23 protein-coding genes are annotated in these 21620 nt (G+C 43.9%); 11 read left to right on the top strand and 12 right to left on the bottom strand.

The window, feature by feature from the left end; all coding sequences use genetic code 11:
- Window positions 1-7: 7 nt before the first annotated feature.
- From CW740_RS12230 to CW740_RS12210, 5 genes are all read left to right on the top strand, one after another.
- A complete protein-coding gene (locus CW740_RS12230) occupies window positions 8-895 on the top strand; it encodes an AEC family transporter (protein WP_106647861.1) in 888 nt (295 codons plus the stop codon).
- 54 nt (window positions 896-949) lie between these two features.
- A complete protein-coding gene (locus CW740_RS12225; RefSeq protein ID WP_106648206.1) occupies window positions 950-1669 on the top strand; it encodes a DUF4197 domain-containing protein in 720 nt (239 codons plus the stop codon).
- A 77-nt stretch (window positions 1670-1746) separates the two neighbouring features.
- On the top strand, window positions 1747-2619 hold the full coding sequence (locus CW740_RS12220) for an alpha/beta hydrolase family protein (protein WP_106647858.1): 873 nt from the start codon (window positions 1747-1749) through the stop codon (window positions 2617-2619).
- A gap of 9 nt (window positions 2620-2628) precedes the next feature.
- A complete protein-coding gene (locus CW740_RS12215) occupies window positions 2629-3126 on the top strand; it encodes an acyl-CoA thioesterase (RefSeq protein WP_106647855.1) in 498 nt (165 codons plus the stop codon).
- Complete coding sequence (locus CW740_RS12210; protein WP_157826424.1) at window positions 3117-3818, top strand: hypothetical protein; 702 nt, start codon at window positions 3117-3119, stop codon at window positions 3816-3818. The genes CW740_RS12215 and CW740_RS12210 overlap by 10 nt, the downstream gene beginning before the upstream one ends.
- A 48-nt stretch (window positions 3819-3866) precedes the next feature.
- Here CW740_RS12210 and CW740_RS12205 read toward each other — a convergent pair whose 3' ends face one another.
- Window positions 3867-4145: a hypothetical protein gene (locus tag CW740_RS12205; RefSeq protein ID WP_106647849.1), complete on the bottom strand. Its 279-nt coding sequence runs from the start codon at window positions 4143-4145 to the stop codon at window positions 3867-3869.
- A 117-nt stretch (window positions 4146-4262) separates the two neighbouring features.
- A complete protein-coding gene (locus CW740_RS12465) occupies window positions 4263-4538 on the bottom strand; it encodes a hypothetical protein (protein WP_157826423.1) in 276 nt (91 codons plus the stop codon).
- A 199-nt stretch (window positions 4539-4737) separates the two neighbouring features.
- Here CW740_RS12465 and CW740_RS12200 point away from each other — a divergent pair, with 199 nt between their 5' ends.
- Window positions 4738-5175, top strand: a complete 438-nt coding sequence (locus CW740_RS12200; protein ID WP_106647846.1) for a hypothetical protein — start codon at window positions 4738-4740, stop codon at window positions 5173-5175.
- Window positions 5176-5251: 76 nt separating this feature from the next.
- Here CW740_RS12200 and rhlB read toward each other — a convergent pair whose 3' ends face one another.
- Entirely contained in the window at window positions 5252-6511 is a 1260-nt protein-coding gene (rhlB, locus tag CW740_RS12195) for an ATP-dependent RNA helicase RhlB (RefSeq protein WP_106648204.1), read from the bottom strand.
- Between the two features lie 108 nt (window positions 6512-6619).
- On the opposite strand from rhlB, the gene trxA reads away from it, so the two are divergent.
- The 5 genes from trxA to CW740_RS12170 all read left to right on the top strand — a co-directional run bounded on the left by trxA (window position 6620) and on the right by CW740_RS12170 (window position 12771).
- Window positions 6620-6946 carry a thioredoxin TrxA gene (gene trxA / locus CW740_RS12190; RefSeq protein ID WP_106647843.1) on the top strand — a complete coding sequence of 109 codons (327 nt, stop codon included), beginning with the start codon at window positions 6620-6622 and terminating at the stop codon, window positions 6944-6946.
- A gap of 219 nt (window positions 6947-7165) precedes the next feature.
- On the top strand, window positions 7166-8422 hold the full coding sequence (gene rho / locus CW740_RS12185; protein ID WP_106647840.1) for a transcription termination factor Rho: 1257 nt from the start codon (window positions 7166-7168) through the stop codon (window positions 8420-8422).
- 447 nt (window positions 8423-8869) lie between these two features.
- Window positions 8870-10420: a S41 family peptidase gene (locus CW740_RS12180; RefSeq protein WP_106647837.1), complete on the top strand. Its 1551-nt coding sequence runs from the start codon at window positions 8870-8872 to the stop codon at window positions 10418-10420.
- A 102-nt stretch (window positions 10421-10522) separates the two neighbouring features.
- On the top strand, window positions 10523-12010 hold the full coding sequence (gene ubiD / locus CW740_RS12175; RefSeq protein ID WP_106647834.1) for a 4-hydroxy-3-polyprenylbenzoate decarboxylase: 1488 nt from the start codon (window positions 10523-10525) through the stop codon (window positions 12008-12010).
- A gap of 11 nt (window positions 12011-12021) precedes the next feature.
- On the top strand, window positions 12022-12771 hold the full coding sequence (locus tag CW740_RS12170; protein ID WP_106647831.1) for an NAD(P)H-flavin reductase: 750 nt from the start codon (window positions 12022-12024) through the stop codon (window positions 12769-12771).
- Window positions 12772-12794: 23 nt separating this feature from the next.
- Here the strand turns inward: CW740_RS12170 and CW740_RS12165 are convergent, their stop codons facing one another.
- From CW740_RS12165 to CW740_RS12125, 9 genes are read right to left on the bottom strand one after another with little or no spacing between them, the layout of a single operon-like run.
- Entirely contained in the window at window positions 12795-14012 is a 1218-nt protein-coding gene (locus tag CW740_RS12165; RefSeq protein WP_106647829.1) for a beta-ketoacyl-ACP synthase, read from the bottom strand.
- The gene (locus CW740_RS12160) at window positions 14012-14737 is read right to left on the bottom strand and encodes a 3-ketoacyl-ACP reductase FabG2 (RefSeq protein WP_106647826.1); all 726 of its coding nucleotides are present in this window, start codon (window positions 14735-14737) and stop codon (window positions 14012-14014) included. The genes CW740_RS12165 and CW740_RS12160 overlap by 1 nt, the downstream gene beginning before the upstream one ends.
- A gap of 13 nt (window positions 14738-14750) precedes the next feature.
- Window positions 14751-15227 carry an ApeP family dehydratase gene (locus CW740_RS12155; RefSeq protein WP_106647823.1) on the bottom strand — a complete coding sequence of 159 codons (477 nt, stop codon included), beginning with the start codon at window positions 15225-15227 and terminating at the stop codon, window positions 14751-14753.
- Window positions 15228-15236: 9 nt separating this feature from the next.
- Window positions 15237-16430 (bottom strand): beta-ketoacyl-[acyl-carrier-protein] synthase family protein, encoded by a 1194-nt coding sequence (locus CW740_RS12150; protein WP_106647821.1) that lies wholly within the window; start codon window positions 16428-16430, stop codon window positions 15237-15239.
- Window positions 16417-17001 carry a DUF3261 domain-containing protein gene (locus CW740_RS12145; RefSeq protein ID WP_106647819.1) on the bottom strand — a complete coding sequence of 195 codons (585 nt, stop codon included), beginning with the start codon at window positions 16999-17001 and terminating at the stop codon, window positions 16417-16419. Before CW740_RS12145 ends, CW740_RS12150 begins: the two co-directional genes overlap by 14 nt.
- A complete protein-coding gene (locus CW740_RS12140; protein ID WP_106647817.1) occupies window positions 16986-18242 on the bottom strand; it encodes an NAD(P)/FAD-dependent oxidoreductase in 1257 nt (418 codons plus the stop codon). The genes CW740_RS12145 and CW740_RS12140 overlap by 16 nt, the downstream gene beginning before the upstream one ends.
- Window positions 18235-20571: an MMPL family transporter gene (locus CW740_RS12135; RefSeq protein ID WP_106647814.1), complete on the bottom strand. Its 2337-nt coding sequence runs from the start codon at window positions 20569-20571 to the stop codon at window positions 18235-18237. The genes CW740_RS12140 and CW740_RS12135 overlap by 8 nt, the downstream gene beginning before the upstream one ends.
- Window positions 20558-21190 (bottom strand): outer membrane lipoprotein carrier protein LolA, encoded by a 633-nt coding sequence (locus tag CW740_RS12130; RefSeq protein ID WP_106647812.1) that lies wholly within the window; start codon window positions 21188-21190, stop codon window positions 20558-20560. The genes CW740_RS12135 and CW740_RS12130 overlap by 14 nt, the downstream gene beginning before the upstream one ends.
- On the bottom strand, window positions 21177-21620 hold the full coding sequence (locus tag CW740_RS12125) for an acyl-CoA thioesterase (protein WP_106647810.1): 444 nt from the start codon (window positions 21618-21620) through the stop codon (window positions 21177-21179). Before CW740_RS12125 ends, CW740_RS12130 begins: the two co-directional genes overlap by 14 nt.

Here is a 21620-nt window from a genome sequence, read left to right as displayed (position 1 = left end):
AGCATAGATGCTCATTCTGGACGCCATTATTCCCATCGCCCTGGTGGTGATTATTGGCGTTCTGTTGGTCAAATCCGATTATGTCAGCGATGCTTTTTTCCCAGAACTATCAAAGCTGGTGTTCCGAGTTTTTGTTCCTGTATTTCTGTTTGTTAGTGTCTATCGCAGTGGTTTACAGGACGTTGGACAGACTCTGATTGCCTATTTTGTTCCGGTGCTTGTAGTTTTTGTCGCGGTAGCGCTGTTGATTAATCACCGCATGGCACTGACTTCGACCTTCTCCAATAACGTGCTGGTAGGTATCCCAGTGATATTGTCAGTAGCTGGAGAACAGGGTTTGACGATTACGCTGGCGGTGATTTCAGCACATAGCCTGATCCTGTTCAGCGCTTTTTACCTGTTTTCAACCAAGGTTAATGTTACCCCATCTAAGTTTAAGGCCAGTCTGAGCCTGTTCAGTAATCCAGTGATTATTGGGCTGCTCCTGGGATTGGCTTTTAATTACTCTGGAATCAAACTGCCCGCCCAGCTGATGACTCCGCTTGAGATGGTCTCTGATGCAGCCCTGCCGCTGGCGCTTATCATTCTGGGCAGCTCGCTGGCGCAGATGGGTAAGATTAAAGCGTCACTGATGCAGAAGACGGCATTAATCACGACAATCAAGCTGATTCTGTTGCCGTTGGTGGTCTATAGTTTTGGACGCTGGGTGATGGAGCTTAATGATGTAACGCTAATCTCATTGGTGATATTGGCTGCCTGCCCGACCGGGATCAGTGTGATGCCATTTGTCGAAGCTGTTGAGGCGGATCGTCAGGTGGCCCATAGCACTATTGCCATTTCAACGTTGCTGTCAGTGATTTGTATACCAATTACCATTTGGCTGGTTCAAGGCTAGAGCCTTGGCGGTAGCTTTTGTATGATGTGTTATCTCATTATTCAGGTATTTATCATGCTTAGGCCAATTAAAATCTCAATATTATTGATAGCGTTAATAACGCTAAGCTCCTGTAAAACAACTGATGTTCAACGAGTATTGGATACTTTGGGTGGAGCCAATCAACCTTTATCCGAACAAACCGTTGTCGCTGGCTTGAAGGAAGCCCTGGAAGTAGGTACCGAACATGCCGTTTTCAAAACCAACAAAACCGGTGGTTTCAGTAATAACCCGCTGATAAAAATCATGGTTCCGGAGCAGTTCAGCGATGTAGCAACTAAAGTCAGGCAGATTGGGCTTGGCTCTTATGTGGATAAATTCGAACTACAGATGAATCGAGCTGCCGAGCAGGCCTCTGGTGAAGCCAAACAGGTGTTTTTTACTGCGATATCTGGTATGACGGTGCAGGACGCCTGGGGAATACTACGCGGTGGAGACAATGCGGCGACACAGTATTTTAGAAATAAAACCGCACGCCAGCTGGAACAAAAATTTGCTCCTATCATCAGCAATAACATGCAAAAGGTCGGTTTTTACAGCGATTACCGCCGGCTATTAACCACCTATGACAATATTCCATTCACCGACAAACCCAATCTTGATATTGAAGATTACGTAATGACTGAAACATTGGACGGTTTGTTTACTCTGGTTGCTCAAGAAGAGGCTAAAATCAGGCGCGATCCTGTGGCCAGAACCACAGAGTTACTGCAAAAAGTATTTGCTCAGCAATAATTAAAAGGCCAGACCACTGGCCTTTTTTATGCATATCAGGTATTTATGGTCTTTTATAAACCTGAACGGAAGTTGTTTTGTCTTACCCCCACCAAAGAATCACCATAAAGGCAACCGATGGCTTTGAGCTATCGGCCATGATCTATCCAGCTCACAACCAAACAGACTCCAAGAAGTATCTGATAATAGGATCTGCTTTTGGTGTCCCTCAGCAGTACTATAAGCATATCACTAATTATTTTGCTGAGCAGGGGATCAGTTGCCTGACTTTTGATTATCGAGGAATTGGTGAATCGAAAACCGGCCTTATGCCAGCTCAAGAGATGCTGATGCAGCATTGGGGACAGCTGGATCTGGAGGGTGTCATTCAATATGTAGAACGAAACTATCGGCCTGAACAGCTTTACTACCTTGGTCATAGCGCAGGTGGACAAATTCTGGGGTTGGCGCCCTCTTGTGATAAGTTTTATAGAGTCATCCTGGCAGCTACTGGAGTAGGCGCCTGGCGAGCCTGGCTTGGTGCTCAAAAATACCTTTTGGCGGCCATGTGGTATGGCTTAATGCCATTGATGATGTTATTGCAGCGAGGTGACTTTTTTCATTCAAAAATGCTCGGCCCAATACCCGTGCCAAAACACGCCGTAAAGCAATGGGTCGAATGGGCAAAGTCAGAAGATTATCTGTTCACCGCAAAGCATGGGCTGGACTTAACAGGGTATAAAAATATCAAAGCGGAGATTTATGCTTTAACCATTTCAGACGATTGGTATGCTCCTCAGTCTTCAAGAGATGCATTGTTGGCGCACTACTCTAACAGTCACCGCGAAACACAATACATACTGCCACAAGATGTGGGCCTGAAAAAAATTGGACACTTTGGGCTGTTTCGGAAAAAGCAGGAAATCGTTAACGGAATATGGCAACCTATGATTAATTTTTTAAACCAGTAGGCATGGATTATGACAGAACGAATCAAGAAAAAAGCGGAAGAAATTGAAACCTGGAACTTCGTTTTCCCCAACCAAAGTAATCCTTATGGCAACATGTTCGGTGGTGAGCTGCTTGCGATTATGGATACCACAGCTGCCATGGCAGCTATCCGATATGCAGAAAAAACCGTATCCACCGCGTCCGTAGAGCGAGTCATTTTCAAAAAACCCATCTTTGTCGGTGATCGTATTAAGACCGTTGCCAAAGTAGTTCTGGTAGGCAGGACATCAATGATGGTGCGTACCGATGTTTTTGTCGATAAAGGTGGCGAGGAAGGTGATGTCTTAAGTACAACTGCACACTTCACACTGGTAGCCTTTGACGAAGAACGGGTGCCGGCGGAAGTGCCAGAACTTATCATCGAAACCGATAAAGAAAAGAAACAAAGTGAGTTAGCGCAACAAATAAAAGATCATGTTGGACGCCGTGAAGGCAGAATTAAGGAAGTTGTGGAGAAATGGAAATGATAAAAAACATACTTTTGGGGTTTACCTTATTAATTACATCAATTGCATATGCAGAAGATATGATTGTTATTGGCGATACAGAAATTAATTTACCGCAAGTAGAAGGATTTCAGAGTATTGGCCAGAACCATATGATGTATGAAATCCTTTTGAACTTTGTACCGCCATCTAATGAATTATTAGATATTAAAATAGAAAACAGTGATATTGATGCTGAAATAAGAGGTATTGAGCCGGAATATAAGAGATATATTGTTATGCAGACCTATATTCCAACTAAAAATAGGTCCGTGAGCAAAAATGAATTTGAGCAGTTAAGAAATTTTCTAGGCAACCAATATGAGCAAATGACTAAAGCAATTCAATCTAAAGTAGATGAGTTGGCTGAAAAGGGTTCAAAGGAAGCTAGTAATAAATACTCTGTTGAAATGGCCGCTAAGATTACCGATAACGTTCCACTGGAGATTTTTTATAACCAAGGCCAACGTTTTTCAGCTATGAATCTAATGACAGGTAATGTGATGGTAGATGGCCAATCGGAATCAGTTAGCACTACCATGGGATTGAATGTATTGCACGTTAAAGAAAAGATTATATATCTATATGTTTATGAAGAATCAGATTCCAAATCGGCTCGTGAGTGGGTAAGGGAAATGTCTACAGATTTTAGTAATGCAATAATCAAGCAGTAAAAGAGCAGAATAAAAAAAGGCTACCTAGGTAGCCTTTTCTGATTTTATTTAGCGTCCTTCCGGACCAGTCATACTAGAACCTTGGGCGTTTTCAATAGCTTGTCGGCTTTTTTCTTGTAGATCTTCATAATCTTCTTTAGTCCAACATTGCTTGGTTTTGAAGTGAGTGCCTACTTTTTGTGTGCGCTTACAAATAATTTCACGGTCAGAATCGTTGCTGGCAACTTTTTCTGCGTCTGAAGATACGTTTTCACCTGCTACAGGTGATTGAGTGGCGCAAGCTGAAACAAAAAGTATTACTGATAAAAATGACAATTTTTTTAACATGACTATCCCTTTAATTATGTAAAGTTACGTGAAGTTATCAGACAGATAAGCAAACCGATATATAAGAATTGTAACTGAATATGTAACAGTTAATGAACACGTCAAAGATTTCAAAGATTATTTACTAGAATTTGGCAACTTATCAACCGATATCGAATTTGTGTATACAGCCTGGGATTTAGCGGGCAAAAAAGAAGCATTATGTTTTGCATAAGCTTGGGCAGAAGTGCAATGTTTCTCTTTGAGCTGCCATCCTGGTCTTTGAATGTAGAAGCACACCTGATTACTTGATGAGTCTAAATTAGCATGCGTCGATGTTAGTGAATTGCTGTTAGTAGTTGAACAGGCTGTAAGAGCTAAAGCCGCAACGGGAAAAAATAAATGTAGCTTCATGATTATTTCCTTTTAGTCAAAATTCCAATTAGATAGACAAGGCTATACGACAAAACGTGACAAATAAAGCTTAATAAAACAATGCGCTATTACTTATTGTGAACTAGTTATCATAAATTTGGGTTTGCTATTTGCTTTGTCAGTACTAAAAGTAACAAGATGGAACATCCTTTATGCTCGAATAAATTAGGAGAACACGATGAAGAAATTAATCAGTTACTTTGTGATCTCAGTATTTCTATTGAATGTTACGGGTTGTGGAACTATCTTGCATCCGGAGCGAAAGGGACAGACTGATGGGCGCATTGATCCGGCTATAGCAATTATGGATGGAGTTGGATTATTGTTATTCGTGATTCCAGGTATTATTGCTTTCGCGGTTGATTTTCATAACGGAACAATCTACTTGCCTGGCACTCAGGGCAGCTTGCATGATGATGACGGAACTCGTGTTGTAAAGTTTGACGGTGAGCTCGATATTGAAGAGCTAGAGTCGATTCTGGAAAAAGAAATCGGCCATGATTTTGATTTGAAAAAAGATTTAACCATGGTAATGGAGCCTGAAACAATTGAAGAAGCGCAAATGCGAGTGGTGCTTATTAATAAGTCGATGCATTTGAATCTGGCTCGGCAGTAATTTGATGCAGTAAGAGTAAAAAAGGCTACCGAGGTAGCCTTTTTTATTGTCTATTATTGGTAAAGATTTAATCCGATTAATTACGAGGATGACGAGGTTTGCCACCGCCTCTACGTTGCGTCGGATGGCGTCGTTTCTGTTGAATTGGTAATGAAGGTTTCAGGCTAGCCAAATACTCAGGCTTTATTTCCAACTTAGGTAAAGGATGGCCAACATATTCCTCGATAGCGGTTAGATTCATGGCAAAGTCTTCACCAGCAAAACTAATCGCATCACCTTCAGCGCCAGCACGAGCAGTTCGACCTATGCGGTGAACATAATCTTCGGCATCGTCAGGCAAGTGGTAATTAAATACATGAGTGATGCCATCAATGTGTAAGCCTCGTGCAGCCACATCGGTACAAACCAGTACACTTACATTTTCATTTTTTAGTTCATCTAATAGTCTTAGACGTTTCTTCTGATGAACATCACCCGTCAATAATTCTGCCTTAATGTCGTTACCGGCAAGACAGGCCCAGACATGTTCGGCGGCGCGCTTTGTATTTGTGAATACAATGGCCTTGTCAGGCTGCAATCGGTTCATCAGACCAACCAATAACGGTAAAGCCTCTTCGCGGCTTGGGTAGAATAAGGCTTCGCGAATTTTCTTGGCCGTGACCTGCTGTGCCTGAATTTGCACATGCTGAGGGTTGTTCATATGCTCATATGCCAATTCTTGAACGCGATGCGATAAGGTTGCTGAGAACAGCATATTGAGACGATCGGTGGCTGGTGGCATGCGATTGAATAAATAACGGATATCCTTGATAAAACCAAGGTCGAACATACGATCGGCTTCGTCGAGAACCACGCTATCAATAGCTTCCAGACCAAATGCTTTAGTTTTGCAGTAATCAATCAGGCGACCTGTAGTACCGATCAGGATATCAACACCATCGATCAGTTGCTGGCGTTGTTTTTCGTGATCTTCGCCCCCATATACAACTCGAATCTTGAGATCAGTATATTTGCCAAGCTGGACAGCATCTTTGGCAATCTGTACCGCTAGTTCGCGGGTTGGAGCCATAATCAATGAGCGCGGCTCGTTTTTGCGGCGCCCTTCGATTTCGGGCAAGGTTAGGATATCGTTCATAATGCCTAATAAGAAGGCAATGGTTTTACCGGTACCAGTTTGCGCCTGACCGGCAACATTTTGCCCTTTAAGTAATAAAGGCAGGGTTTTCGCCTGAATCGGCGTGCAATATTCAAAGCCAAGGTCAGCAACGGCCTTGAGCAATTTGGGATCGAGTCCTAGATCGGAAAATCTAATGGTCGATAGATGCGATGTATCCATAAGGTAATTTTTACCATTAGCGCTTGCATTAACAGGCGCGATTGTTTGAAATAGTGCCATTGTGCGTATGTACAGAGCCAAGCGCAAGTAAATAGCAGGAGAAATTTGATGAGTGACAAAATTGTATATCTGACTGATGCAACCTTTGAAGCAGAAGTTTTGAATTCTGATCAGCCAGTATTGGTCGATTACTGGGCAGAATGGTGTGGTCCATGCAAAATGATCGCGCCAATCCTCGACGAAGTAGCCGAGATGTATGAAGGCAAAGTTAAAGTTGCCAAGCTTAATATCGATGAAAACAACGAAACGCCTCCAAAATATGGTATCCGTGGTATCCCTACCCTGATGCTATTCAAGGGCGGTAACATCGAAGCAACTAAAGTCGGTGCTTTATCAAAATCTCAGTTAATGGCATTTATCGACAGCAACGTTTAATGCCAGATTGATACTTAAAAGAGGCTGCGGCCTCTTTTTTGTGATTTTTAAGCGGTGGTCAAAACACTAGACACCCCGCAGAACTAATGCTACATTGAGCAAGCTAATAAAAAAGCGTCTCTAAGCCCCTGGGGCAAACTCCGTATCTTTTCCAAATAATTTTATTTCACAGGAACTCGTTTCAAGACGTTTCTATGTTTCAATCAACAATTCGACACTATGAATCTAACTGAATTAAAGCAAAAGTCAGCTCAAGAGCTGTCTGAAATGGCGAAAGCCGTTGGTCTCGACCATATGGCGCGTATGCGCAAACAAGACATTATCTTCGGTCTATTAAAGAATCACGCGAAAAGCGGCGAAGATATTTTTGGTGGTGGAGTTCTCGAAATCCTTCCCGACGGTTTTGGTTTCCTACGCTCAGCAGAAGGCTCATACCTGGCTGGTCCTGATGATATCTATGTTTCCCCAAGCCAAATAAGACGCTTTAACTTGCGAACGGGCGATACCATTTTCGGCAAAATTCGCCCACCGAAAGACGGTGAACGCTATTTTGCCCTCCTGAAAGTCGCAGAAATTAACTACGACAGCCCCGAAAACTCTCGCAACAAACTTCTCTTTGAAAACCTTACCCCACTCCACCCAGACGAACGTATGCGTATGGAGCGTGGTAATGGTTCGACCGAAGACATTACGGCTCGAGTTATCGATCTGGCAGCTCCTATCGGTAAAGGTCAGCGCGCACTTATCGTGTCACCGCCAAAAGCCGGTAAAACCATGATGTTGCAGAATATCGCGCAGTCGATTACCAGCAATCATCCAGAGTGTATGTTGATCGTTCTTCTGATCGATGAGCGACCAGAGGAAGTGACCGAAATGCAGCGCTCGGTAAAAGGTGAAGTGGTTGCTTCAACCTTTGATGAGCCAGCAGCACGTCACGTTCAGGTAGCCGAAATGGTTATCGAAAAAGCCAAACGTCTGGTTGAGCACAAGAAAGACGTGGTTATTCTCCTGGACTCGATTACACGTCTGGCCCGTGCTTATAACACCGTGGTTCCATCATCAGGTAAAGTCTTAACCGGTGGTGTTGATGCCAATGCCTTGCAACGTCCCAAAAGATTCTTTGGTGCAGCGCGTAATATCGAAGAAGGTGGCAGCTTAACCATTATCGCTACTGCACTAGTAGACACGGGCTCCAAAATGGACGAAGTAATCTACGAAGAATTTAAAGGTACCGGTAACATGGAATTGCACCTGTCGCGTAAAATCGCCGAGAAGCGTGTATTCCCAGCCATCGACTTCAACCGCTCAGGCTCTCGTAAAGAAGACCTATTAACCGGTTCGGAAGAGCTACAGAAAATGTGGATTCTACGCAAGATCCTACACCCAATGGATGAGATCGATGCGATTGAGTTTTTGATCGATAAGATGGCGATGACGAAGACTAACGATGAGTTTTTTGACGCCATGAAGCGCTAAAATTGTCTTTTTCTTCCTATGCTTTGTTGTAGCAAGACTTTTTAATATCCTCATTCACTACTTGTGAAATCGTCATTAAAAATCTTGCTACGCCTCGCCTAGAAAGAAAAATCTTAATTTTAGAAGCGGCGTATATATTAAAATAGATCGCGCCTCGTTCTTTCATCAAAAGTCTTAATTTTTAGCGGGGGAAGTAAAGTATGGGTTATCATTATACGCGCGCCTGCTGTGAGTGACTTTAGGAATGCCCTCTGGTGCGAGTCTAGCTTGTAGAACTCCCAAAACACCTCTTTTCTGACACTATATTTCGAGTAGCAATTAATTAACTAGCCTACTCTAATCTCCCCTCTACATTTAATACATCCTTACACTTGAAAATAGATCTATAAGCGTATACGCGGTAATGTGTGCAAATAAAAGAGCTAATAATTACTAGAGGATTGGAAGGTGAAGGTATTTATAGCGGCATTATTGCTTCTTGTTGCACAAATTGGGTCTGCAAATGAAAAAGGAAAGGATCAGTCTGACTTTCTAACAGAAAAACAAAAAAATGAATTTTATTCACTCCTAATATCAGAAATTGAAAGGCTCGATGCGGAAATCATTGAAACACGTAATTATTCAAAAAGTGTTAAATGGAATCAGTTTGTAGCCTACTATCAGCCTCATTTTCAAAGTGCTAAAAATTGGCAAGAGTTAGCGATTGCTTATGATTCATTCGCACAGGGCCTGGTCAATTTACATACGCGTGCGGAATTCCTGGCTGTTGAATCACCAAGCCAAAGTGTGGGCTGGCTTAATGATGAGGTGCAGTTTGAGTATCCAGATTTAAAATTCTTTCTTAAAAGTAATGGCTACCAAATTTTTGCTGTTAACGGGGAGCCTATTAGCAAGTCGTTTGAATACTTTAATAATTATCAGTGTCGCCATAATAATACTGCTGGATGTGTAGCAAGTTATACGGAGTTTTTTAATTCTGGAGGAATCAAAGTTAATGGTAAACCGGCAACAGATTTAACACTGATTAATCAAAAAGGTGAACGGATAGAACACCCCTTGGACTACAATGGAAAACCTGCTCCAGATCCAGACTTTATGGCCGAGGATTATTGTAACAAACATGAGGGATACGCAGGTTTTGATACTGTTTTTGAAGGTGTTAATGCTTGCCTTTATTCAAATGGAAAGGAAGCTGTAATTCGATTAAGGCATTTCATTTATCCTGATCATCAAGAGCCAAGTATCTATTGTGATTCAGAAGGGGTAACAAGTTCATACTGCTCGGATATTGCTGGATTATTAAAATCATTACATCAGTTAAAACCTGAGCACCTGATTTTTGATATGACGCATAACATAGGTGGTATGGAAAATAGCCCCTGGCTGGCGGCTTTTATGCCTAAGCCTTTTAAAGATCTACCTGTGGCATACAAAAATACTGTAGAAATTACCAATCCAGATATAAGAAATGAATTGTTCTACATGAACCCTAAGGGTGAGACCTGGTATCAGAAAGTTAAAAGTCACAAAGGTGAATACTTCCCTGTTCGAGCAGATTTTTGTCAAGGAGCCGAAGACTGTTCCTTAAAGTGGATTGAACCCAGAAAGGATCATTTTAAAGCAGACAAAATTTCCATTATCACTGATTGGATGTGTGTATCCTCATGCGATGATTTTGTATGGCGCATGAAAGATTATGCAAAGGCGAAAGTTTATGGGATACCACCAGCACAAGATGCAACTTATGCTCGAATCAAATTATATCTATATCGCGATCAAAGTGGAGAGATAAAGAGTAAAGCGGTCGGTGAAATGACTAAAATTGAGGCTCAAGATGGCGAGTTATTATTGGCGGTAATTACAATGCCGTATTCAAAGTCAGTAACCAGTGACGGAAAGCTTAGAAATATAGAGCCCGTAGAGATGAAGATAAATCCATACACTCTTGAAAATCAATCCAATTATTCCGAAGCTGTTTTAAAAGAATTAATAGATTAACTTAATTCATGTCCAAGACAGAGCCTAACGGCAGAAGGGTTACATATCATTTCTGCCGTTTTTTCGTTAATATATCCGCATCTAAAACACCTGTGAAAATCTATGCAATACAAAGATCTGCGTGATTTTATCGCTAAGCTGGAGTCAATGGGCGAGCTTAAGCGTGTTTCTATGGAAGTTGATCCTTATCTTGAGATGACTGAAATCTGTGACCGTACCTTGCGGGCAGGTGGTCCGGCGATTCTGTTTGAGAATGTCAAAGGTCATTCGATTCCGGTGCTGGGTAACTTGTTTGGAACAACGCGACGTGTAGCTCTTGCAATGGGTAAGGAAGACTTAACAGGCTTGCGTGAGTTGGGCGAGTTGTTGGCTTTTTTAAAGGAGCCAAAGCCGCCTGAAGGTTTTAAGGATGCCTGGCAGCAGCTGCCGGTGTTTAAGCAGGTCTTCAATATGGCACCTAAGGTGGTTAAGAAAGCACCGTGCCAGAAGGTGGTGCTGGAGGGTGATGATGTAGATCTGAGTAAAATTCCAGTTCAGACTTGCTGGCCGGAAGATGCCGCACCTTTGATGACCTGGGGTTTGACCATTACTAAAGGTCCACACAAGAAGCGTCAGAATCTAGGCATTTATCGTCAGCAGGTGATTGCCAAGAATAAGTTGATCATGCGTTGGTTGGCGCATCGTGGCGGAGCCCTGGATTTTCGTGAGTGGTGCCAGCAGAATCCTGGTCAGTCCTTCCCTGTTTCGGTAGCCTTTGGTGCCGACCCCGCTACAATTCTCGGCGCTGTGACGCCGGTTCCGGATACTTTAAGCGAATACGGTTTTGCTGGCCTATTGCGAGGCGAAAAAACCGAAGTGGTCAAATCGTTGGGTAATGATTTGCAGGTTCCGGCCAGTGCGGAGTTTGTGCTGGAAGGTTATATTGATCCTGAAGAAATGGCTGATGAAGGACCTTATGGCGACCACACCGGTTATTACAATGAAGTAGATAGCTTCCCGGTGTTTACGGTTGAGCGGATTACCATGCGCGAAGATCCTATCTACCATTCGACTTATACAGGCCGGCCACCGGATGAACCCGCCATTCTAGGCGAAGCTTTAAACGAAGTCTTCGTGCCGATTCTACAGAAACAGTTTCCAGAAATTATCGATTTCTATTTGCCGCCCGAGGGCTGCTCCTACCGTCTGGCCATAGTGTCGATGAAGAAGCAATACCCAGGTCACGCTAAACGAATCATGATGGGCGTCTGGTCATTCCTGAGACAATTCATGTACACCAAGTTTGTGATTGTGGTGGATGATGATGTGAATACTCGTGACTGGAAAGATGTGATCTGGGCGATTACCACGCGGGTTGATCCCACGCGTGATTGCACCATGATCGATAACACGCCGATTGACTATCTGGATTTCGCCTCGCCAGTATCAGGATTAGGCTCAAAAATGGGGATTGATGCTACTAACAAGATGCCCGGCGAAACCGACCGTGAGTGGGGTAAACCGATTGTCATGGACCAGGCAGTTAAAGATAGAGTAGATGCCCTTTGGGATGAATTGGGTCTGGATATTGACGACAACGAAAACCCATAACTGGAAAGAATATGTCAGAACAGAATAGCGAAAATTTAGAAGCCATTTTTGTTGATTGTGAAGTTACACTGGTGCGCCGAATTGGCCGCGATGTCTACTGGGTACAATTGACGCCAACCGAGGGCTCTCTTCCCTCCTACACTGCCGGCCAGTACTTAATGCTCGAGCTGGACGATGGTTCCTTGTGTCCTTTCTCAATAGCCAGTTCACCCTTGCAGGATGTTCTGGAGCTACACATTCGACGCCTGCCTGGTCATGATGCTGCCGATAAAATTGTTAGTCAGCTGAAGCATCGCAATAGGGTCAGAGTGCAAATGCCTTATGGCGAGTGCGTCCTAACGGACTCAGAAAGACCTGCGATATTCATTGCCGGCGGAACCGGCTTTGCCCCGTTTCATTCCATTATTAAGACAGCTTTGAAAAATGGTGATAAGCGTGAACTGACTTTGTATTGGGGCGCGCAAACTTCTGCGGATCTCTATCTATTAGAAGAGCCTCAAGCCTGGGCTGATGAATTTGATCACTTCAACTTTATTCCAGTACTCTCCGGCCTGGATGAACAATGGCAGGGCCGCAAAGGATTTGTCCATCATGCCTTCATGCTGGACCATAATGATTTAACCGATATGGATATTTATGTGGGTGGTTCCGAGCCTATGGTGATGTCCGTGTATCAGGATTTGCTCGATCGAAATGTTGAAAAAGATTCGATTCATTCGGATATTCTGAATATCAAACGAGAAATGGGTCTACTTGACTAGACCCTTTTCTATACTGGATCCTTTTACACTCTTTTGAATATCAGCGAGGTATTGATCCCACCAAAGGCAAAGTTATTGCTCATAATAAATTCGTTATCCATGCTCCTGTCCAGCTCAGTTATGTAATCAAGCTCGGCGCATTCAGGGTCAATTTCAGAGAGATTAACCGTTGGTGCGTACCAGTTATTGCGCATCATCTCGATGGATAACCAGGCTTCAATGGCACCGCAAGCTCCAAGGGTGTGGCCAAAATAGCTTTTCAATGAACTGATAGGAACTGAGCGATTGAAAACGGCGCGTGTCGCGTGAGACTCTGCTACATCTCCTCTGTCGGTTGCTGTGCCATGCGCACTGACATAACCAATGGCATCGGCAGTTAAACCTGCGTCCTGTAAAGCAAGTTGCATCGCCTGAGACATGGTTTCTTGCTGAGGTTGGGTGACATGAGCGCCATCGGAATTACAGCCAAAACCGACTATTTCCGCAAGAATCTTAGCACCGCGCGCCACAGCGTGGTCGTAATCCTCAAGAATCAAGGTGCCAGCTCCCTCTCCAATCACAAGACCATCTCTATTTTTATCAAAGGGTCGAGGTGTTAGCTCGGGATGTTGGTTATCAATAGAGGTTGCGAATAAGGAATCAAATACGGCGCCTTGAGTAATGCACAACTCTTCCGCACCGCCAGCAATCATAATTTTTTGACGACCAAATTTAATTGCTTCGTAGGCATAGCCAATGCCCTGGCTGCCTGAGGTGCAGGCGCTGCTGGTTGGAATGATGCGACCTTTGCAACCAAAAAACACACCCATATTGACGGGTGCGGTGTGGCTCATCATTTCAACGTAGGACGTGGAGGTGAAGCCTGTCATGGGGCCACCTTTGATCAAATCACCAAACACCGGGATGGTGCGAGTACTGCCAGAAGAAGAACCGTAAGCAATTCCGGTATCGCCATTTGTCAAAGAGTCGCTATCAAGCAGGCCAGCCTGAGCAAGAGCCTGTTGAGTCGCGCAGGTGGCCAACAAAGAAACGCGGCCCATGCTGCGGATTCGCTTGCGTGGCAACTTAGGAAAGGTGTAATCGACAGGTGCTGCCAGGCTGGTGCGTAGACCTTCACAGGTCTCCCATTGTGGCATGACTTTAACCGCATTTTTTCCTTGGGCCAGCTTACTATGTATGGAACTCCACTGCTCACCAAAAGCAGTGATACCGGACATGCCGGTGATTACAACACGTGACATCAGGCCATACCCCCATTTACGGATATGACCTGTCGGGTAAGGTAGCCTGCGGTATCAGAAAAGAGGTAGGACACCAGTCCGGCAATTTCTTCTGGTTTGCCCATGCGTCGGGCCGGGATCATTTTCATGGCTTCGCTTGCCAGTTCATCATCAACCATATCGGTTTCGATAAGCCCGGGCGCAACACAGTTAACGGTAATTTTTCGTCTTGCCAGCTCCACGGCAAGAGCTTTAGTAGCACCAATTAGTCCAGCCTTGGAGGCACTGTAGTTGACTTGGCCACGGTTACCAAGCACCCCAGAAACCGATGACATAACAACAATTCTACCGCCCTGTTTTTCACGAACCATTGGCATCACAAGCGGTTTTACTACATTGTAGAAGCCATCTAAGTTGGTATGTATAACATCGTCCCAGTCAGAGTCAGAAAGAGCCGGAAAGGCATTGTCACGAGTGATCCCTGCATTACAGACCACACCATAATAGGCACCATTTTGTTCAATATCTGATTCCAAAGCTTGCTGGGTTTGCTGACGATCAGCAATATCAAATTGAAGTAACTGTGCTTTACCACCTGCCTGTTGAATCTCTTCAATGGTTTGGTTTGCCTGCTGTATACCAGAACGGCAATGCACAGTTACCGCAAACCCACTTTTAGCTAGTTGCAGGGCGATACTTTTGCCAATTCCTCGGCTTGAACCTGTGACTAATACTCTTCGACTCATAGGAAAATATCTCTTAATTTAGCAGTTTATTCTGGTCGCTGGTTTCAAAAACATTGAGTTTGGCTGAGCAAACATAGTGATCATTATGCATGATAGAACAATCAAAGGAACCTAAGCCGGAATCATCCATATACAACTCTTTGATTTGAACAGTGTAAGTTTGGTTGTTATTAAACTGTTTCTGGAAAAGCTCGAGTTTTCGGGTACCTAATAAAAAGCCAAGATTGACCGGCTGATTGACCAGAAATGCTCTAATGCCGGCCAAAGCTGCTATGGCCTGAGCCATATACTCGACACCTACCCAGCTTTCTATGCCTGCAATATCCGTTTGATAAAAACGACTGTCAGGTGAAACCGAAAACTCAGCAACCAGTGAGGACTGATCGAAATCGACTACCCTATCAATTAAAACCATAGGTGCAGAATGAGGAACAAACTCAGACACAGGTTTAGATAAGATAATGGGTTTTTGTGCTTCTATCGATTGCATATTAGATCCTCATGAGCGGCCGATTATAACACTGACGTTGTTGCCGCCAAAGGCGAAAGAGTTACTCATAGCAATGGACAAGTCACTGCAATGTGTTTCAGAGCTTGCCAGTGTCAAAGGCGGAATTTCCTGATCATAGTGACCATCATATGCATGTTTAGGTAATGAGTACTTTGGTCCCTGCTGATTCAGGGCCAACCAGCAGAAGGCAAGCTCTGTGGCACCAGCTGCGCCCAGTGTATGACCTGTAAGAGGCTTGGTTGAACTGACTATCGTGGTTGAGGGAAGTACCTGATGTACGGCTTTTCCTTCCATTAAATCGTTAAGTTCTGTGCCTGTACCATGAAGATTGAGATAGTCAACATCATTAGAGCTAATCCCGGCATCTGATAGTGCCATTTGCATCGAAGATACTGCACCAGCACCTTCGGGATGGGGGGCTGAAATGTGGTGAGCATCAGAGGACTCGCCGACGCCTAACAAGGCAACCTGCGACTTCTGGCGAGACATGATGAAAAGCGCTGCACCTTCTCCGATGTTGATTCCCTTTCTATTAGCACTAAAGGGCAGGCATAACTCGGAAGATATGGCTTCCAACGAGTCAAAACCATTAAGGGTCATATCACATAAAGAATCTGAACCTCCGACAATCACTGCATCGCAAAGATCGTTTTCGATTAGGCTGCGTGCCGAAGCAAAAACCTTACCACTGGATGAACAGGCAGTGGATACACAATATGCAGGCCCTTGTAATTGAAGATAGTCTTTTATAAAAGCCGCTGGCGAAGCCATTTCTATTTGAGAATAATCAAATTCAACCGGAAAATGGCCAGACTGAGAGTAACTGTGCAGGGCTTGCTCCCCTTCTGCGATGCCTGAAGTGCTGGTTCCAATAATTACGCCAATGCGATGGCGAGGATATTTACCAAGTATTGCTTTCAGCTGAGTGGAAAGTTGTTGCAGGCAATGAAGAACCAGTTGATTATTGCGGGTATTATGCTTCAAATAAGGTTCCGGCATTCTTGGTAACTCAAGCGCTACCTGCCCTACCAGGAAAATGCGGTCAGTGGCCGGTGAACGATAAGACTGCATGCCTGATGTATCTGCTTGGATCAATTTAGAAAAGACTGACTGATGATCAGCGCCCAGAGCATTGATACATGCCATGTGATTAAGATAAACCATCTGCTTATTCTGGCTCATGTAGCGTCTCTTCAATGGATAAGGGTTCAATTAGTAAACTATAGCCACGCTCTAAATGCTGAAAATGAATTTGGCCTTTGTAGAACTCCGGGTGAGAATATTTAATCCTAATAATTTCCTTTTGATCACGCATAATCAGCCTTTGTGTGGCATCAGGTTGCACCAATTCTGCACCAGAAAGAGCATGGTTAATAGATGAAGCAGGCCACAGACTTAGCTGCATATCGGCCAGCAAATGCTCCGGTTTTAATCCATCATCAGCAGGCAGTCCAGAAGCGGTAATCTGGCCTGCAGACATTTGGATGGAGAAAAGACGGGTGCCAGTGGCGCTTAATCCGACCATAACCAGTTGCTTCTCACTGACTTCGGTTTGAAACAGAAGATCATGTAACTCATTGTTATAATTAACCTGAGCACTTTGTAACAGATGAAAGTCGTTAGTAAAAGGGTGCTCCGTGATTAATTGAAAGTCGACGTCTTGAGCAATTGATACGGTTTGCCGATCGCTAACATAGGTGGAGCTACAGCCCCAGAACAGGATACTTAGAAAAAGGATTAGGAAGCTGCGCATAGTTGTCCCAAGGTATTAAGTCGACGCTCAGTCTGTTGAACGAATGGGTTTGTCGTATCCCAGGCATAGCCGGCCAGAATGGAACACACCATTTCCCTGATGTTTTCAGGAGCAGACTCATAATGAATGATGTCCTGTAACTGCCCGTCATACCAGGATTGTACAAAAGCCTTAAAAGTATCTACCCCTTGCTGTAAGGGCAATGCAAATTCAGACTCCCAGCAAACGGTTTGACCACTGAATTGCTTAAGCAGGGCATCAGCCGCCAACTTGGCTGATTTGAAGGCTATAGTTACACCTGAAGAAAAAATGGGATCGAGAAACTCGCCGGCATTACCAAGCAAAGCAAATCGCTCACCATACAGTTGCTTAACATTTGAGGAGTAGCCAGTAATGTGCTGAACAGGAGAAGCTTTTTCGGCGCCTTCAAGTAGCTCCTTAAAACGAACTGTCTGCTCAATGCAGGCTTCCAGCGCCTGTTCATGATTGCCGTGGTTATGGCCAAGAGCTTCGAAAAAATCGGGTTTGGCAACACAGCCCAAAGAGGCAGTGCCATCCGAGAATGGAATCAGCCAGTACCAGACGTCCCTATGGAGAGGGTGAGTTTCTATCAGAATTTTATTGCGATCATATTGCTGACAACTGATACCGTCTTTTATGTGACAAAAGATTGAACTTCTAACAGGAAAATCACTTGGCTGGGTTAAGTTTAACAGTCGAGGCAGAACTTTGGCGAAACCACTTGCGTCCAGAACGAACTCTGCTGAAATCTGTTCAACTTCTCCTTGCTCATTTTCAACAGTTAACTGGCATTTATCGTTAAACATGGCCTCGGTTACGGAGTGGCCAAAGCGGAATTCAGCGCCCTGATCCTGCACCAGCTGTACAAGTAGATGATCGAACTGTGCGCGCTTAACCTGAAATGTATCGCAGGGGCCTTCGCTAAATTTCTGTTCAAAATCAAAATAGCAATAATGTTGATCGGCGAAAAAAGCCGCACCATTTTTAAATTGAAATCCCAGTTTTGGAGCGGCCTGCTTAATAGCATCAAGGAGATTGGCCTGTTGCAGGTAAACCATGGATTGCGGCAACAGACTTTCGCCGATTGAAAACCGAGGAAAGTGTTGCTTTTCTACGACCAGAACTTTGCGCTGGCCCTGCGTCAACAATGAGGCTGCCAGAGCACCGGCTGGTCCGGCGCCAATAATGACAACATCATAATGAGACTGCGATTTATCCATTATCTAGTCCTTTAATGCGATAGAGACGATTGCCCACAATGGGGGAAAGAAGAAATACGGTCAATATACCGGTTAACATGGTGAGACCAAAGGCATGGATTGCTGGAGTCTCACTAAGTGAAAGCAGACCGAACGAAAGGAAGGTTGTGGTTGCCGACAAGGTAACTGCAAGATGAATATATATAGAACGTGCCTGAGCTTCCGCATAGAACAAGCCATAGTCAATACCGATTCCCACCACTAGAAATAACGCTAGTGTGCTAAATAAATTAAAACTGCCGGCAACTAGAGTAGTTACGATAATGGCTACCGAAGCAGCAATTATTGGCGCAAAAATAACGTGGTAAGCAATTTTTATTTTGTACTTAACCAACAACAAAGCAAATATTAGCAGACAGGCCAGGATTAGCATTAGTGTGGCAAGTTGTCGGTAACTGGAAAACAGTTCAGAAACTTTATCCACCTTATTAATAAAATAAAGGCCATTGTGGGATTGAGCTAATTGTTCCAGAGCCGCTAAATCTTTAATGTTCGAAATACTGATAATGGCTGCGGAGTCCCCTTCAATTTTTCCTAACCACAAATAGGATAGCCTTTGCCCAATGGGCGAGGCCAGCCAGTCTGATAAAGAAAGGTAGTCACTTTCTGATGCCCTGTAATTATCCAGCAATCTCTGATAGCTGGATGCATCTAGCAGACCAGTATCAAATAGCGATGTAAGTTTAGACTCAGTAAATTGCTGTCCAATCAACTGATAATCGCTTAGCTGTTGAGTACGGCTGGGAACCCATTGAGCCAAGTGGCTGTACTGATCAATTACATTTCTTGTTACTAATTCATCGAGCTCATCATTGTATTTGCTTAAGGTTTGTAACAGCTGTTCGTTTGAATCAGCTCGCACTAGAAAAAACTGATTAGTTGCCGGTGCTGAGATAATACGGGTTAGCTCGGCTTCCTGATCAACAAGTTGCTGAGGTGCTGCCTGCAACTGCCTGATATTGTCATTAGACCGATCGGTATTGAGTATTAGATAACCTGCAAAGACTGGTAATCCCAGTAACATGATAAGAAGCGTGGGATGAGCGAGTTTTCGACTGAAAGACTGGTGATGTTTTAAAAGCGTTATAAATGGTCCTGGTGTTGATACCTTGTAATGGAAGACATCAAACAGTAAGGTCACCGTCAAGAAGGCACCTATCAAGCCAGCAATACAGAAAATAGCCATTTGCTGGAGGCCGGGGAATGGAGCCATAAACAGCGCGACATAACCAATAACGCTTGAAACAAGGCCCATCAGAATAGCTATGAATATATACGGTAAGGGACGGCGGTGGTGAACGGCGCTGGAAAAATAGTGAAAGGCATAATCGACCGCGACGCCCACAAGACTGGCACCAAAAACCAGAGTCAGAACATGAATGGAGCCAAATATTAGGTGGACAGCCGTAAAGCCGATAAATACGCCTGTGGCTAATGACGTCATTGTCATGAAAAGCGGAGCAATGCTTCTAAACGCAATAATCAGCAGAGCAATAACTCCAAGTAAGGAGCCTAAGCCAATCGTCGATATTTCTGATTTGGCAGAGGCAGCAGCATATTGGGCATAAAAAAGTGCACCGGTAGTTAATAGCTCAACCTCGGGATTTTGTTCAGAGAAGTTATCAAGTAAGCCGGTAATCTGTTCCTGTGTCTTGGTATCAAAGGGCGACTCTTTGAGACGTGCTGAAAGAATCAGAATTTGCTGACCCGAATCGATAACTTTTAAAAAATCGCCAACTACCTGTGTGCTGCTATCTGAAGAAGAGCTATTGGTAAAAGCCTGCTGTAAATAACGGTAGGATAATAACAATGGATCCTGTGCAATCAGCGGTAATAATTGACCCGATAACGGCGAGTAGATCATTTGTAGGCTGTGCTCAACAAAGGGCTCAGCACCCTCTGACAGCATCAGATCTCTATCTGTGGTCTTTAATAAATGAAAACGATGGTTGAAGATAAGTTCAGCAATGGCTTCCTGTTCATCCTCTGAGATTTGTGTATTAAATCGCTCTATCAGTTGTGTTTGTTGCAGCTTCTCAACCAGAGAAGCGGCCATCGGTTCGAGATCTTTATTCGAACTGCTTTTAAGTCCAATGATGATCTGCTTGAAATTATTATCGGAAAACTGTGCAAAGGCTTTCTCTGCAAAAGGGTCAACTTCAGTCTCTGGCAGCAACTTCAGGATATTGGTTTCTACGCGAAAGCCGTCATTGAGCTGTTTATAAAACAGACCAGCTGAAAGAAGGATCGCTAATGCCCAGATGAGGGCTTTAACTTTAGTCGATGGCATATGAGCGGAGCTGACTGATCAGATTCGGATCGGCTGATGGTGAAAGAACCAGCCGCGTAGAATCGCCACTAGCCTCGGTAAAAGAAAGCAGTTCGATATGATTCTGACCGCTGATATTAATATTGGTAATGATAGGTTTCATTTCATTGGAACTGGCTTCAAGCTCAATGCTCCAACGTGATTCTGTACAGTCCAGAGCTACAGAAAAGTGGTTATCTAACTTCTCAAAATTACCAGCAAGAATGGCCATAAAAGTCGTACTGATAAGCTGACTCATTTTTTGATTGTTGTTGGCAGGCGACATGACCGACTGGTCATTTTTATTGAATTGTTTGAGAGATTGCTGACCTATAAGCAGAGTGCTCTTTATCGGCTCCTGAGTCTGCCAGACAACTTGATTATTATCAGTGATCAATAGATAGCCTTTAGATATCAGCGGCTTTTTTAGAATGGTAACTTTTTTGGTCTGAACAAATTGACTCAGCTTGGCCTGTTCATTGAGCTTGGCTGCAATTGACTCAAGAGTACATTGGTCTGCTGGTTGAGCGCTTATAGGGATGCTTAAGGTAATAGATAAACCCCAAAAGATACTGGTCAATAGAAATTTAGTTAGAGGCATAATAATCTTTTATTTTCTGGGCAAGAATTTCAGGTGATACCAGCTGCATTTCAAAGTCATCTACCGTAACCGCTACCTGGATTGAGTAACCTTTTGACAGGCGCTTGCCTGTTTCGTGGTCTTCAATTTGATAATCAATGGCCAGCCTGTTCTCGCACTCTTTAAGAGTTGCGATACAGCGGAGCCGTTGGCCATATTTAGCTGGATGAATGTATTTAAGGCGAATATCGATGATAGGCCAGTAATACCCGGAGGCTTTCATCTGGGGATAATCATAATCAATAGCGCGGAGCAGCTGGCAACGGGCTTCCTCGAAATATTTAACATAGTTGCCATGCCAAACGATGTGCATTGGGTCGAGGTCAAAAAATGGAACTTCCACCACATACTCGGCACTTATTGGCTGTAGCTTAAGCTGTTTATTATCCAT

The organism is Kangiella profundi, assembly GCF_002838765.1.
In the GTDB taxonomy this organism is placed as follows: Bacteria; Pseudomonadota; Gammaproteobacteria; order Enterobacterales; family Kangiellaceae; genus Kangiella; species Kangiella profundi.
The sequence above is the reverse complement of the archived record's forward strand: the minus strand, read 5'-3'. Positions and strand labels throughout refer to the sequence as shown.

Excerpts from the sequence above, each read along its gene's own strand:
- CW740_RS12215 (WP_106647855.1), top strand. The coding sequence starts at position 2,629 with ATGACAGAACGAATCAAGAAAAAAGCGGAAGAAATTGAAACCTGGAAC.
- CW740_RS12145 (WP_106647819.1), bottom strand. The coding sequence starts at position 17,001 with ATGCGCAGCTTCCTAATCCTTTTTCTAAGTATCCTGTTCTGGGGCTGT.
- CW740_RS12160 (WP_106647826.1), bottom strand. The coding sequence starts at position 14,737 with ATGAGTCGAAGAGTATTAGTCACAGGTTCAAGCCGAGGAATTGGCAAA.
- CW740_RS12165 (WP_106647829.1), bottom strand. The coding sequence starts at position 14,012 with ATGTCACGTGTTGTAATCACCGGCATGTCCGGTATCACTGCTTTTGGT.
- CW740_RS12155 (WP_106647823.1), bottom strand. The coding sequence starts at position 15,227 with ATGCAATCGATAGAAGCACAAAAACCCATTATCTTATCTAAACCTGTG.
- ubiD (WP_106647834.1), top strand. The coding sequence starts at position 10,523 with ATGCAATACAAAGATCTGCGTGATTTTATCGCTAAGCTGGAGTCAATG.
- CW740_RS12125 (WP_106647810.1), bottom strand. The coding sequence starts at position 21,620 with ATGGATAATAAACAGCTTAAGCTACAGCCAATAAGTGCCGAGTATGTG.
- CW740_RS12230 (WP_106647861.1), top strand. The coding sequence starts at position 8 with ATGCTCATTCTGGACGCCATTATTCCCATCGCCCTGGTGGTGATTATT.
- trxA (WP_106647843.1), top strand. The coding sequence starts at position 6,620 with ATGAGTGACAAAATTGTATATCTGACTGATGCAACCTTTGAAGCAGAA.
- CW740_RS12130 (WP_106647812.1), bottom strand. The coding sequence starts at position 21,190 with ATGCCTCTAACTAAATTTCTATTGACCAGTATCTTTTGGGGTTTATCT.
- rho (WP_106647840.1), top strand. The coding sequence starts at position 7,166 with ATGAATCTAACTGAATTAAAGCAAAAGTCAGCTCAAGAGCTGTCTGAA.
- CW740_RS12150 (WP_106647821.1), bottom strand. The coding sequence starts at position 16,430 with ATGAGCCAGAATAAGCAGATGGTTTATCTTAATCACATGGCATGTATC.
- CW740_RS12170 (WP_106647831.1), top strand. The coding sequence starts at position 12,022 with ATGTCAGAACAGAATAGCGAAAATTTAGAAGCCATTTTTGTTGATTGT.
- CW740_RS12210 (WP_157826424.1), top strand. The coding sequence starts at position 3,117 with ATGGAAATGATAAAAAACATACTTTTGGGGTTTACCTTATTAATTACA.
- CW740_RS12225 (WP_106648206.1), top strand. The coding sequence starts at position 950 with ATGCTTAGGCCAATTAAAATCTCAATATTATTGATAGCGTTAATAACG.
- rhlB (WP_106648204.1), bottom strand. The coding sequence starts at position 6,511 with ATGGATACATCGCATCTATCGACCATTAGATTTTCCGATCTAGGACTC.
- CW740_RS12465 (WP_157826423.1), bottom strand. The coding sequence starts at position 4,538 with ATGAAGCTACATTTATTTTTTCCCGTTGCGGCTTTAGCTCTTACAGCC.
- CW740_RS12140 (WP_106647817.1), bottom strand. The coding sequence starts at position 18,242 with ATGGATAAATCGCAGTCTCATTATGATGTTGTCATTATTGGCGCCGGA.
- CW740_RS12135 (WP_106647814.1), bottom strand. The coding sequence starts at position 20,571 with ATGCCATCGACTAAAGTTAAAGCCCTCATCTGGGCATTAGCGATCCTT.
- CW740_RS12205 (WP_106647849.1), bottom strand. The coding sequence starts at position 4,145 with ATGTTAAAAAAATTGTCATTTTTATCAGTAATACTTTTTGTTTCAGCT.
- CW740_RS12200 (WP_106647846.1), top strand. The coding sequence starts at position 4,738 with ATGAAGAAATTAATCAGTTACTTTGTGATCTCAGTATTTCTATTGAAT.